Consider the following 13,575-nt stretch of genomic DNA (forward strand, 5'->3'; position numbering starts at 1 on the left):
TGACGGGCGCCGCATCACCAGCACGCCGCATACGCATGCGGCGTGCCGGCGCATGAGGAGTGCCGGGCGCATGATCTGAGGGCCCGCAGTGCGCGGGGGTGCGGAAGAACTGCCTGGCCGGTGGCCTCGGTGTCATGAGCGACCCGGCTGCGGCTCCGACAGCAGGAACGCGGTCTCCACCAGCGCGATATGGCTGAACGCCTGCGGTGCGTTGCCCAGTTGGCGGCCCGTTTCGGGATCCCACTGCTCGGACAGCAGACCGACGTCGTTGCGGATCGCCAGCACTCGCTCGAAGGCTTCCCGGGCCTCCGCCCTGTGTCCGGTCGCGGCGAGCGCGTCGGCGTACCAGAGCGAACACGCCACGAACGCGCCCTCACTGCCGTGCAGACCGTCCACGCGGTGCACGCCCTGGCCGTTGTGCGCGTACCGCCGCACGAACCCGCCATGGGTCAGCTCCCGCATCGCCTGCACCGTACCGCGCACCCTGTCGTCACCGGCCGGCAGGAAACCCAGCCGGGGAATCAGCAGCGCCGACGCGTCCAGCGCGGACGAACCGTAGGACTGGACGAAGGACCGCCGCCCCGCGTCCCACCCGTCACGGCACACCTGTTGGTGCACCTCGTCCCGCATGGCCCGCCACACGTCCGAGGACCCGTTCCTGCCGAGCAGTTCCCCCATCCGCAGGGCGCGGTCCGCCGCCACCCACGTCATGACCTTCGAATGCACGAACTGGCGTGCCGGACCGCGCACTTGCCACAGACCCTGGTCGGGCTCGCGCCAGTGTTCGCGGAGGTGGCCCATCATGGCTTCCACCAGACTCCACACATGGCCCGGCATGGGGATCCCCGCTCGCAGCGACAGAAGAAGCGTGTCGAGAACCTCGCCGTACACATCGAGCTGGAACTGGCTCACCCCGGAGTTCCCGAAGCGAACCGGCCGCGACCCCTCGTAGCCGGGCAGCCACGGCGCCTCCGTCTCCGGGAGCAGTCGCTGTCCGCCGACGCCGTACACGGTCTGGAGATCGGCGGGCTCCCCCGCGATGGCCCGTACCAGCCAGCCCAGCCACGCGGTCGCCTCGTCCAGGTAGCCGCTGTGCAGCAGACAGGACAGCGTCAGGGTGGAGTCGCGCAACCAGCAGAAGCGGTAGTCCCAGTTGCGTTCGCCGCCGATGCAGCCGGGCAGGGAGGTGGTCGGGGCCGCGACGATGCCTCCGGTGGGCGCGTAGGTGAGCGCCTTCAGAGTGATCAGGGACCGCACCACGGCGTCACGCCACGGCCCCTCGTAGCGGCATTGGCCGGTCCAGCCCAGCCAGAAGTCGCTCGTTTCCTTGAGGACGGTCTCCGCCGGAATGGACAGCGGCGCGGGCGGCTCGGGCACGTACGAGGGCGCCCACACGAGCGTCAGAGTCATCTTCCGCCCGGCCCGGACGGTGAGGTCGTGGACGATGGAATCCCCGCCGTCGAGCTCCCGCCCCAGGCCTTCGGTGTTCAGCCAGACGGCGTCCGGCCCGGCGACGGCGACCGTGCAGTCCTCGCCGGCCTGGATCCACGGCACGACCCTGCCCTGGTGAAAGCGCAGCCGCAGTTCGCTGCGCATGGACACGGCACCCCACAGACCTTCCACCACGCGCACGATGCAGGGCAGTTGGCTGCGCGGAGGCATGAAGTCGGTGACCCGAACGGCGCCCGTGGGGGTCTCCCATCGGGACTCCAGGACGAGCGTGTCCGGGCGGTACGCACGGCTCGCGCAGGGGGCTCGTGCCAAACGGGAGACCGGCGCGATCCGCCAGAAGCCGTTGTCCTCCGTGCCCAGCATCGCGGCCAGACAGGCCGGCGAGTCGAATCGGGGCAGGCACAGCCAATCGATGGACCCGTCCCTGCCAACCATGGCAGCCGTTTCCAGATCGCTGATGAGCGCGTAGTCCTCGATGGGTGTGTTCATGATCGAAGCTACGCCGTCGTGCACATTGCCGCTTCTCCAGCATACGACCACCGGGACGTAATGCACATTCCGACCAGATACGAACTCCCCGGCAGAATCAGCCGGTCGGTGAAGCGCCGGCCCATGCGGGCCGGCGCTTCACGCCCGTCGTCGACGACCTGGTGAACCGTGAGCCGGGAGACAGGTTCCCGCCCCGGCTTGGCGTCGGCTCTGGTGACCGGCCCGCCCCCCGTCATGCCGCCGGACTCCCGGCTCCCTGCCGGGCCAGTTCCTCGCAGACACGGTCGACCGCCCTGTCGGTGAGGTCGAGGTGCAGGGGGAGGGACAGCAGTTGGTGAAAGAGCGCGTCGGCGCCCGGCAGACCGCCGGGCGGAATCGTCGCGGTGCTCCTGAAGTACGGCATGCGGTGCAGCGGGATGAAGTGGACGGAGGTGCCGATGCCCCGCTCGGCGAGCAGTTCGATCAGCTCGTCCCTGCTCGTCCCGTACTCCTCCGACACCCGCACCACGTACAGATGGCAGGCGTGTTGCCCGGGGGTCGCGGCCTCCAGGGGCTCGATGCCCGGGACGACCTCCAGCGACTGCGCGTAGTGCTCCGCGAGGGCGTGGCGGCGCCGCTGCCAGGCGTCGAGGTGGCGGAGCTGGGCGCGTCCCACGGCGGCCTGGACATCCGTCATGTTGGCCTTCAGGCCCGCTGCCTCGACGGTGTACCGCCAGCTGTCGCCCGGCCTGTTCCGGCGCGCGGCGTCGGCGGACATCCCGTGGAGCCTCGCGCGCCGGATCCGCTCGGCGAACGACGGGTCGTCGGTGGTGACCATGCCGCCGTCACCGATGGGGAGGTTCGTGGTGGCGTGGAAGCTGAAGCAGGTCCCGCGCGACAGACTTCCCACGGAACGCTCACCCACCGATGTGCCCAGGGCATGGGCGGCGTCCTCGATCACGTGTGTCAGCGGGAGCTGCGCGGCCTCGGCCAGTTCGGCCACCGGGGCCGGGGCACCCGCGTAGTGCAGGACCATCATGGCGTCGGGGCATGCGCAGGCTCTCGACGCGCGGGCGACGGTGTCCGGGTCGGGCATCGCGGTGCGCGGATCGACGTCCACCAGCACGGGCTGGAGTCCCGCGTGCAGGACGGCGTGCGCCGCGCCGCAGAACGTCATGGTCGGGAGCAGCACCTTCCCGCCGGGCGGCAGTCCGAGGGCGCGCAGGGACAGTTCGAGCGCGGCCGTGCAGGAGCTGACGGCGACCGCGTGCTCCGCGTCGACGTGCGCCGCGAACTCCTGCTCGAAGAGCTGGGTCTCGTAGCCGGTGGTCACCCAGCCCGAGGCGAGCACACGCGTCGCGGCGCTCCGGGCCTCCGGGCTGATACGGGTGACGGCGAAGGGAACGTCCTGTTCCCCCGCGCGATTCCGCGGACCGGCACGCTGGTGCGACACGCCGCTCAGGGCAGGCCGGGCGTGCTCCCCCGGCTGTTCGCGAGGCCGCATCCGATCGACTGTCATGTCGTGCTCCCCGGTACCGACTCCGTTTGGGGAAAGAATGTCGACGTCGCACTCGCCCGAAAGACGTAAATTTACGCCATATATGTACACCTTGCCCCCGTAGGTGCATAGAGTCAACACGAGCAGGATGGGTGGAGCGGGCGGCCGTCTGGAGGCAGGACATGGCCAAGGAACCGGCGCGAGGCAAGGACAGTGAGACGACCGCGACCCCGGCGCGGCGCGCCAGCGACCGGGGCCACTACGGCCGGCTGAGCCGGGAGCGCGTGCTCGCCGCCGCCCTCGACCTGGTGGACCAGGAGGGCCTCTCCGCGCTGAGCATGCGCAGGCTCGGCGCCCGGCTCGGCGTCGAGGCCATGGCGCTGTACCGGTACGCGGAGGGCAAGGACGCCCTGCTGGACGGACTGGTCGAGGCCCTCTACCTCGAACTGGAGGAGCACCTTTCCGCCGGCCACGCACCCGATGCCGGGTCCACGGAGTCCGCGCCGGACGCGTGGCGCGCGGATCTCCATCGGATCGCGCGTGCGACGTACGAGGTCGGCCTCGCCCATCCCCAGGTCGTGCCGCTGCTGTCCACCCGCATGCTCGCGGTCCCCCTGGCCCGGCGGCCGCTCGCCGTGCTCAAGGAGCACGAGCGGGTGCTCGCCCTGCTCGAGGGCGCGGGACTGGACCGGGACCGTTCCGCGGCCGTCTTCCGCGCTTTCACCGGCTGGGTTCTCGGCTATCTGTCCGTGGAGCTGCGCGCCATGGTGGACAACCCCGAGGAGGCGGACCCCGCCTTCCGTCTGGGGCTGCACCGGATGCCGCCCCAGGAACTGCCCAGGCTCCGCGAGATCGCCGCGACCCTCGCCGACCGGGGCGGGCCGGAGGGCCTGGCCGCCGGTCTGGACGCCCTGCTGGACCGCTTCACACAGCCCTAGTACTCCAGCAGCGCAGATCAGGAGGTGCGGCCGGACTCCGGCGCGGCCGCTGTACGGACCCTGCACGGCCGCTGGATCTTGGTATGAATCCTCAGGGCAGCCGTCCCGGAGGCCGGCGACGGCGCGCTCCACCTGAGGATCGGTCAGGCCATCCCGGTGAGAACCGACTTGGCCGGGCAGCGGGCCCCAGGAAGGCCCTGACGATCATGGAACCAGGACCGGTGCAGCGCGACGAACGCGGTCAGCGCGATCCCTTCGGCTGAGCCAGGCGGCGGGCGGGCAAGGTGGCGGTGGGCATCCGGAGGCTGTCGCCCGCGGTGCGGCGCAGGTGTCGCAGGAATTGCTCTCGCGGTACGAGAATGCCGCCCAGGTCGCGGACGTGCGGGCTGTCCCACTCCGCGTCGAGCAGCACGCCGCCGGCCTGTGCGAAGCGCGCCGCGAGGTCGGTCACCGCGACCTTCGAGGCACCGGGACGGTGGAAGAACATCGAGTCCATGCTGAACACCGATCCGACCTGGAGGCCGAAGACGCCGCCGACCAGATCGCCCTCCTCCCACACCTCAACGCTGTGGGCATGACCCAGATCGTGCAGGCGGACCATGCTTGCGATCAGCTCTTCGGTGAGCCACAGGGGGGTGCGGCCGGCGCGACATTCACGGACGACCTGCTCGAACCGCCGGTCCAGGCTGGTCGACCACGGCAGCCGGTTGCGCAGCCGCCGAGCGAGGCTCCGGCTGAGGTGCGTGGCCGAGACCGGCAGCACCGGCCTGGGGTCGGGGGACCACCAGGTGACGGCGTAGGGATCGGCCGACTCCTCCCCGACGAGCCGGATGCGGCCCTCCTGGATCTGATCGGCGAGGACCACCTCGTTGAGAGCGCGGGTGTACTCGTCGGATGCCGGGAACGGATAGACCCCGGCGCCGTACGCCGCCAGGAGGTTGGCGGGACCGAGGTCGGCGCAGAGGGCCACCGGACCGTCGGGCGCCGCTTCCAGCACGTCCAGCTCCTCCCAGCCAGGGCATCGTCTCACCACCATGCCGCTCCCTGCCCTGGGCTCTTCACCGGCCGGACGTAGTCGGCCTGTTGGAGGAATTCGATGTGACGGTCCATCATCTCCGCGTCCACCGGCGGAATGTCGATCCCGGCGTCCATCAGCGCCCGTTCCGCATTGCCGCGGGTGAACTCCGGGAAGACGTCGTGGAAGTACATCTCGCTCACCGTCATGTCGGCACGGGCACACCGGTCGACGAAGAGCGGGACGAACGGGGTGATCGGGTCGGTGGGGTGCCCGGCCGCGTACTTCACCAGAGCGGCGATCCACTCGGCGTACGGGATCTCCTGGACCGGGTGACCCCGCCGGCGCAGGCGCTCGCCGAGCGAATCCAGCATCGTGGGAAGGGGGTTGGTGAGGTGGTAGACCTCTCCGCCAGCGGGATGGTGGGTGGAGATGTGTCCGATGGCGCGGGCGAGATGGTCGGCCGGCAGGAGGTCCAGCGGCAACTGGACGTCGGGACACAGCCCGGTCCGCGCGATGAAGTCGATGAGGGCGGCCATCTCGCTGCCGGTGTTCATCACGCCGGTTCCGCTGCTGCCCGTGATGTCCATCAGGCGGTAGACGGCGACCGGCAGGCCCGCGCCGGACGCCTTCTTCAGCAGCACCTCGGCGACCCATTTGGTCTCCACATATCCCACCGACAGATACTCGGGGAAGCGCAGAGTCGTGTTCTCTGTCACCTCGCGCACCCCAGCCGGGCCGAATCCGGCGAGAACCGCCATGCTGGAGGCGAAGTGGACAGGGACGGCCCTGCCGGCGGCAAGGCGGATGATCTCGTATGTTCCGTCGACGTTGGCCGCGCGCAAGTCGCGGTACGGGTAGATGAAGTTGACCTGGCCGCCGAAGTGGTAGACGGCGTCGATGGTCGATCCCAGCTCCTCGAACCGGCTTGGGGGCAGACCCAGTCCGGGCTTGCCCAGGTCGCCGACGACCGGCTGGACGCGGGCGCTGGACAGATCACCGAGGACGTACCGCTGGCGGCTCGCGCGGATCCGCTCCATGCCGTGCTGCTCGTCGGAGGCCCTGACCAGGCAAAGGATCCGTCCCGTCGTCCTGCGCAGCAGCTCGTCGATCATGTGTGCGCCGCAGAACCCCGTCGCCCCGGTGAGCAGGACGTCGCCGGGGTGCCGCGGGTCCGGAGCCGGCCCGTCACGGCCTACTGCCGGAACGCGCCGATCGGTCTCGGCCGCGAAGTCGACGCCTCCGCCGTCCTGGTGGGCCAGTGTGCCGGCGCGTGCCCGGCGCACGGCCTCGGCGAACGCGGCGAGTGTCGGATGCCGTAGCAGTGAACGGGTCAGGTCGCGGATCTGCGTGATGCCGATGCCGAAGATGACGCGGGTCCGGGCGAGCATCTCCATGGCCAGCAACGAGTTGCCGCCCAGTTCGAAGAAGTCGTCGTGCGGACGGATGGAGTCCACCTCCAGAATCTGACTCCACAACTGGGCCATCCCCTGCGGCACCGGACGGTCTTCGGCACCGGCCGATGCCGGCGCGGTCACAGGTTGTTCCGGCACGGCCCTGCGGTCGATCTTTCCGCCGGGCGTGACGGGCAGCCGCTCCACCGCGTGGAAGGCTGCCGGGATCATGTAGCCCGGCAGGACCTCGTCGAGTGCCGACCGCAGCCGGGTGCGCAGTGCCGCCTCGCCGCCGGTCGGCGGCTCGGCCGGCGTGTAGTACGCGATGAGGTGCGGGTCGCTGTTGTCGCGCGCCCGAGCGACAACCATCGCCTGGCCGATCTCCGGCTGGGAAACGAGCGCGGCCTCGATCTCGGCCGGGTCGACCCGAAACCCGCGGATCTTCATCTGGTCGTCGACCCTGCCCAGGACTTCCAGGTTGCCGTCCGAGCGCCGACGGCCCAGATCCCCGGTGCGATACATCCGGTCCCCCGGCGCGGAGCCGTACGGGTCGGGCAGGAACTGCTGTGCGGTCAGGGCGGGTTGCCGCCAGATACCACGCGCCAGCCCCGGACCGCCGACGTAGATCTCGCCGCGCTCGCCCGGCGGCACCGGGCGCAGTTCGGCGTCGAGCACGTGGACGTGATTCCCCTTCATGGGCCTGCCGATCGGGGCGACGGCGGTGTCCGGCGCGGCAAGTATTTTCTGGTTCAGGTCGCAGAACGTGGAGGTGATGGTGGTCTCGGTGAGTCCGTAGGCGTTGATGAGCCGCGCGCCGGGGATCCGGCGCAGAACGGCGCGGCAGTCCTTCGCGGTGACGATCTCGCCGCCGACGATGCCGAGCCTCAGCGACGCAAAGCTCTCGCCGCGATCCGCGACGGTCACGATCCGCTGCCAGTAGGCGGGGGGCAGGTCGGCGACGGTGATCCTGTACTCCGGGAGGCGGTGCAGCAGGTCAGTGGGCGCCCATGTCCCGATTCCGGAGAGCACGAGCGTCGCGCCGCTGATCAGCGTGGCGAAGACCTGCTCCAGTGAGGTGTCGAAGCCGAGCGCCCCGGCGTGCAGCACCCGGTCGTCGGGCGTCAGTTCGTATGCCCGGGCCGCCGCGGTGAGGGAGTGGGCCAGCGACCGGTGGGTGATCAACACGCCCTTAGGAGGTCCAGTGGATCCGGAGGTGTAGATCATGTAGGCGAGATCGTCGGGCCGGGGGCCGGGGACCGGCCGCGATCCCTCCAGCGGGGCCTGCGCGGCCGGATCCCCGGCGTCGACGATCCGTACCTCGTACCCGGCGAACATCGGGGCGTGCTCGCGGCTCGAGACGATGAGGCGTGAACCGGACTCCCCGATCAGTGCGACCATCCGTTGACGCGGCGTCGCCGGGTCCAGGGGCAGCAACGCGCCGCCGGAGCTCAGCACCGCCAGCAGCGCGACGATCAGCTCGGGCACACGGTCGAGGCACACGGTGACAACGGACTCGGTGTCGACGCCCGACTCCCGCAACTCGTGGGCGAGCCGGTCGGCCTGGCCGGTCAGCTCGGCGTAGCTGAGCCGACCCTCGTCCGAGATCACCGCGAGAGCGGAAGGCTCACGCCGCGCCCGCTCCCGGACCAGCTCGGGCACGGTGCTCGGCCTGGATCCCGGAGGCCCGCCCTCGGCACGGGTACTTGCGGGCCGCATGTCGGCCCACAGGCGGTCGACCTTGCTCCGGCACCGCTTCATGGACGCAGGTCCGCCAATCTGGCGCCACCCGGCCGGAATGGGGCGATCGGCGGGCCAGATCGCGTACTGCTCCTCGTCGTTGCTCAGCACGACGCACGGCGCAGCCGATCCTGCCGACGGATGATCACGTTCCGTCACCTTGGGACTCCTGCCTCGCGCGGCGCCCTGCGGAGCATGACCTGCGCCCTTCGCGGGAGAGGGCCGCCACCATCACCGCTTCCCTTCCGAGGGCGCCACAGGCATTCCGGCCAGGCGGCCGAACGGCGGCGCGAGGACGAGGTGTTCCGTCTCCTCGGCTCCGACCGGCTCGGCGAAGAGGTATCCCTGGCCGAACCGGCAGCCCATGGAGATCAGCAACTCCTGCTGCCTCACGTTCTCCACCCCTTCGGCGATCACCGTGAGGCCGAGTGTGTCCGCGAGATGGTTGATGCCCTCGACCAGGGCGTACTGTTCGGACGAGCGGCCGAGTTCGTCGACGAACGACTTGTCGATCTTGAGTATCGAGATCGGGAACTCACGCAGATAGCTCAGCGACGAATAACCCGTTCCGAAATCGTCGATCGCGAAACGGATCCCGAGGTCGGTGAGCGAACTCATCTCACCCAGTATGCGTTCGTCGTTGTACATCAGTACGCTCTCGGTCAGTTCCAATACGAGAGATGACGGTTCGATGCCGGAGAGATCCAGGGCTCGCCGGATCACGTTGTAGAACTCCTCGTCCCGGAACTGACGCGGTGACACATTCACGCTGACGTAAGGTGCGTTGCGGTCGAGCGTTGGGTCGCGTCGCACGGAGTCCTCCCACCGGACAGCCTCGGCCGCAGCCTGATCAAGTACCCAGGCGCCGAGCGGGACGATCTGCCCGCTCTCCTCGGCCAGCGTGATGAAGCGCTCCGGCAACACCATGCCGCGCGAGGAGTGGGGCCAGCGAACGAGCGCCTCGAAACCGTTGATCTGACCGCTGGCCAGCTCCACGATGGGCTGGTAAAGCACCAAGAACGAAGTCTCGATCGACGAACTGTCCAGACCCTCCTGCAACTTGGCACGCTCCTCCATGCCGCTCTGCAGATCCGGGTGGTAGCGACGCCACTGGCGCTTACCCGCCGTCTTCGCCGCGTACAGCGCGAGATCGGCATGTGTCAGCAGTTCGACCGAGTCGACGCTGTCCTCCGTCGTCGCGACGCCGATGCTGGCGTACGTGCTCACCGGTCCCACACTCAGCCGGAACGGCTCGGCGAACACGGTCATCACGTGTTCGGTGAACCGCTCCACGCCCTCCGGCGTGGCGGAGCCCTCCACCAGGAGTGCGAACTCGTCGCCGCCGATGCGCGCGGCGGTGTCGGAGGCACGCACCGTGGTCTGTAGCCGGAGTGACAGCGCGACCAAGAGTTCGTCGCCCACACCGTGGCCGTGTATGTCGTTGACGACCTTGAAGTCGTCCACATCGAGGAAGAGCACGCCAACCACCGTGCCGTCGCGCTGAGCCTGCACCAGGGCGTGGTTGACCCGCTCCTGGAAGAGCACGCGGTTGGCCAGGCCGGTGAGCGAGTCATGGAACGCCTGGTGGGTGAGCTCACGTTCGAGTTTGCGCTGTTCGGTCACGTCCCGCAGGGTGAGTACCAGCCCACCGACGGTCGCCTCCTGACGCAGGTCGCTCCACCTCACCTCGACCTCGATGGACGACCGGTCGGCGCGGACCATGCGCCAGTGCTCGCGCCTGGTCTGGTACTCGTGGCTCCTTATCCGGCCGAGCGTCTCGACCACCCCACGGCTGTCCTGCGGCCGCACCAGATCGATGAGGTGGGTGCCCTCCAAGTCCTGAACGCCGAGCATCTGGTCGGCGGAGGGGCTGGCGTAACGGACCCGGTCCTCGTCGTCGAGTATCAGGATGACGTCGGAGGCGTTCTGCACCAGCGTACGGAAGTACATCTCACTGTTGCGCCGGTTGACCTCCTCGGCGAGGGCAATCCGCGTCACGGTAAGTGCCGTCTGCGCGGCGAGAGTCGCCAGCGTTTCGCGGAGCATGAGCAGGTCCTGCTCGTCCCCGGCCACGATCAGCATCCCGATCAGCGGATCGCCGGCGGGGTGATCCTGCGAGATGAGCCGGCAGACCAGCGCGTGGCCGGTGCGGGTCGACTCCTCGTCCGGGCCCGCGAGGTGGGCGGCGAGATCGGGCCCTACACCGTCGAGGGCCACCAGGCGGTTCTCGCCGGACGCGGCCAATTCCCGTACGGCTGCCGTCCCCTTCGAGGGCAGAGGCCCCTGTACGCCGCCGTGCGCCCCGGTCACGCATAGCGCGTTGTCCGGCACGGTGAGCAGCGCGGAACGCGGCGGGCCGTGCGACGTCAGCTCCATCACCGCGAGATGGACGGCGGAGGCCGCATCCCGCAGATCGCTCGCTCCGCCCAGCGACGACACAGCGACGCGCAACGCCTCCTCTCGGCCGACCGCCCGCCGGTGGGTCGCCACCACGCCAGCCAGGCGGTAGAGCACGAGGAGGAAGAGCAGCGCGGAGAACACTCCGATGACGCCGACGTTGGAACTCTCGCCGCGTACTGCCTCCACCAGGAGGATGACGGGCGCAATCAGCGACGCGAGGGTGAGCAGGCTCAGCCGGCCCATGCCGGTCTCGGGGCGCCATGCCACCGGCTCGGTCAGCGACCGCATGGTCGGATCGAGTGCTGCGGCCGCCCAAGCACCGTAAAGGACGGCCCAGCCGAGATCGACCGCGGTGCCCGTACGCCACGTTCCGTGCAGTTGTATCAGGCCGTAAGCCACGTCGGCGGTGAGCAGGCCAAGGGTGCCCGCGGTGAGCAGCATGAGCGAGGGGCTCTTGCCTCCACGGCCCGCGAGCAGGCGCAGCATCATGGCCAGGACGAGGATGTCGCCGAGCGGATAGGCGATGGAGAACGCTTTCTGCACCCAGGTGAGACCCGGAGTCTGTGCGAACGGCCCGATGAGGAAGAGCCACGACAGCAGCGCCAGGCCGACTGTCAGCGTCAGCGCGTCGACGAGGCTCGCGCGGTCACGCCAACTCGTGCGCCAGTGGACGAACCCCAGCAGCCCGGCCGCATAGAGCGGATATGCCGCGAGATAGAAGCCGTCGGCGACCGATGGAAACGAGATCTCCTCGGCGGGCAACCGCATGAGGATGATCTGGGTGAGCTGGCCCACGGCGAAGGCGAAATTCCCCGCGGCGAGCAACAGCCAGGGGATTCGATGCACCGGGCGGTTGAGAAAGACACCCAGAACGATACCGATGACACCGACCGCTCCAATGGCGATGAAGATCAGCGACTGTTCCGGGAATATGTAGTAGAACGCGGTCAGCATGACGATACAGAAACTGACGGCGGCCATCGCGGCCCGGCTTCGCAATCGCGCGTTCACCCCAACTCACCTCCTGGGAGGGCTGCTTGTCGAGCGGACTCAGCTGAGCGAACGCCACCGGACTACAGCGAAGAAGCCGGGGGGGCGGGCTGGCAAGGGAGAATTCAAAAGGGCCGGGAATCGACCCTTTTCACCTGAGAACACGATCGCCGGTATGCGCGATCGCCGGGATACGGGCTCCTTCTCGCCGAGACGAGGTGTCTTTCCATCCAGCGTACCCGGATCGCCATTTCCCGCACGTGCACGGAGAGATGGCGCCTCGCGTCGCGAGAAACCGCGCCATGCGTGAAAATGGCGATCCGAGTACAGGAGGTACGAGGAAGCAGTGACCGGACCGGATCCGGCGCGGAGCCGGTCGGGCCGACTCGACACTGGGTCTCGACAGTCACCCCGCAGCGGATTTCCCTGCGACGCGCGGAGCTACGGCTCGGGATCGCGGGGTGCCCTGATGCCGAAGGCGACCAGGGCGGCGAGCCCGGAGACGAGTGACAGCAGTCCGAACAGGCGGGAGTAGCCACCCAAGACGGTGGAGGCCAGGCCGCCTGCGAGGGTGACGATGGTGCGGACGCGAAGGTGGTCGGGGGCCCACCAGCGGGTCAGCGGCGCGAGGCCGCGCCCGGTCCCGGTCCCCGGCGCCGGTCGCGGCCTCGCTGGTGTGAAGGTCGGTCATCGCGTGGTCAGCAGCAGCCACCGGCCGCGGCCGGTTCGGCCCCACTGGCGCAACAGGTGCTGTTCTAAGTCGGGAATTCTGTTCAGATAACTGGCGAGGATCTCGTCCGCGGTCTTAGTCAACCCCGGGCATCATCGGCAACATGGGCTGGGGCCGGTCCAGAGCCTGGATCTGCGACTTCTCGTCGACGCAGAACACCAGGGCCCGCTCGGGCGGGTCCAGACACAGGCCGACGACATCGTGGACCTTGTCGACGAAGTACGGCTCGGTCGACAACTTGAAGGTCTGCGACCGGTGCGGCTGCAGGCCGAACGCCCGCCAGATCCGTGACACCGACGACTGCGACAGGCCCATCTCCTTCGCCATCGACCGCGTCGACCAGTGCGTCGCGTTCTTCGGAGTGGATTCCAGAGTCCTGGTGACCACCGCGGCGACCTGTTCGTCCGTCACGGTCCTGGGACCGCCCGGACGCGGCATGTCACCCAAACCGGCGATCCGGTACTGCATGAACCGGGCCCGCCAGCGGCCCACCGCATGAGGCGTCGAACCCAGCAGCTCCGCAACATCCTTGTTCGACGCGCCGATCGCACAGGCCAGGATGATCCGACACCGCGAGTGCGACCCGTTCCGCATCCCACAGTGTCAACTCGGCCTTCGGCCGCCCCGTCGCGCCATAGAGCAAGCCTATACATCTGACCAGAATTCCCGACTCAGAACACCAGGGGAGGACGTCCGGGCCCGGAGGTCCCCCAGGTCCGACGCCCCGGCCGAGCGACGGTGGGGCCCGTACGGAGGGGCCGCCGCGCACCGGCCCTCACGCGTGCCGCGTCGCACCCAGGAGATGCACCGGGCCACCGCCCGGCCGTACGATCAACGCAGCCCCGGAACCCGGCGAACGGTCCTGTGTCGTACGACGTAGGGAGGCGGTTCGGCTTGCTGCGGGCACAGCGCCTCACAGGCGTGTACGCCCTGCTGGTGTCGGTCGCAACTCT

Annotated in this window: 6 protein-coding genes and 1 pseudogene; 1 reads left to right on the forward strand and 6 read right to left on the reverse strand. The window is 69.3% G+C overall.

Annotated elements, in window-relative coordinates; genetic code table 11:
- Positions 1–132: 132 nt before the first annotated feature.
- Together OG788_RS06040 and OG788_RS06045 are read right to left on the reverse strand one after the other, a co-directional pair.
- Entirely contained in the window at positions 133–1,941 is a 1,809-nt protein-coding gene (locus OG788_RS06040) for a glycoside hydrolase family 15 protein (RefSeq protein WP_406369421.1), read from the reverse strand.
- A gap of 232 nt (positions 1,942–2,173) precedes the next feature.
- Complete coding sequence (locus tag OG788_RS06045; protein ID WP_406369422.1) at positions 2,174–3,439, reverse strand: DegT/DnrJ/EryC1/StrS family aminotransferase; 1,266 nt, start codon at positions 3,437–3,439, stop codon at positions 2,174–2,176.
- Between the two features lie 161 nt (positions 3,440–3,600).
- On the opposite strand from OG788_RS06045, the gene OG788_RS06050 reads away from it, so the two are divergent.
- Entirely contained in the window at positions 3,601–4,356 is a 756-nt protein-coding gene (locus OG788_RS06050) for a TetR/AcrR family transcriptional regulator (protein ID WP_406369423.1), read from the forward strand.
- Positions 4,357–4,597: 241 nt separating this feature from the next.
- Here the strand turns inward: OG788_RS06050 and OG788_RS06055 are convergent, their stop codons facing one another.
- The 4 genes and pseudogenes from OG788_RS06055 to OG788_RS06070 form a co-directional block, all read right to left on the reverse strand.
- On the reverse strand, positions 4,598–5,392 hold the full coding sequence (locus OG788_RS06055; RefSeq protein WP_356756662.1) for a leucyl/phenylalanyl-tRNA--protein transferase: 795 nt from the start codon (positions 5,390–5,392) through the stop codon (positions 4,598–4,600).
- Entirely contained in the window at positions 5,383–8,661 is a 3,279-nt protein-coding gene (locus OG788_RS06060; RefSeq protein WP_406369424.1) for an amino acid adenylation domain-containing protein, read from the reverse strand. Before OG788_RS06060 ends, OG788_RS06055 begins: the two co-directional genes overlap by 10 nt.
- A 72-nt stretch (positions 8,662–8,733) precedes the next feature.
- Entirely contained in the window at positions 8,734–11,913 is a 3,180-nt protein-coding gene (locus OG788_RS06065) for a putative bifunctional diguanylate cyclase/phosphodiesterase (protein WP_406369425.1), read from the reverse strand.
- A 793-nt stretch (positions 11,914–12,706) separates the two neighbouring features.
- Positions 12,707–13,195, reverse strand: a pseudogene (locus OG788_RS06070) (IS630 family transposase); the annotation flags it as partial.
- Positions 13,196–13,575 lie beyond the last annotated feature (380 nt).

This window comes from Streptomyces sp. NBC_00647, assembly GCF_045207245.1.
Taxonomy (GTDB): domain Bacteria; phylum Actinomycetota; class Actinomycetes; order Streptomycetales; family Streptomycetaceae; genus Streptomyces.

Excerpts from the sequence above, each read along its gene's own strand:
- OG788_RS06040 (WP_406369421.1), bottom strand. The coding sequence starts at position 1,941 with ATGAACACACCCATCGAGGACTACGCGCTCATCAGCGATCTGGAAACG.
- OG788_RS06045 (WP_406369422.1), bottom strand. The coding sequence starts at position 3,439 with ATGACAGTCGATCGGATGCGGCCTCGCGAACAGCCGGGGGAGCACGCC.
- OG788_RS06050 (WP_406369423.1), top strand. The coding sequence starts at position 3,601 with ATGGCCAAGGAACCGGCGCGAGGCAAGGACAGTGAGACGACCGCGACC.
- OG788_RS06055 (WP_356756662.1), bottom strand. The coding sequence starts at position 5,392 with ATGGTGGTGAGACGATGCCCTGGCTGGGAGGAGCTGGACGTGCTGGAA.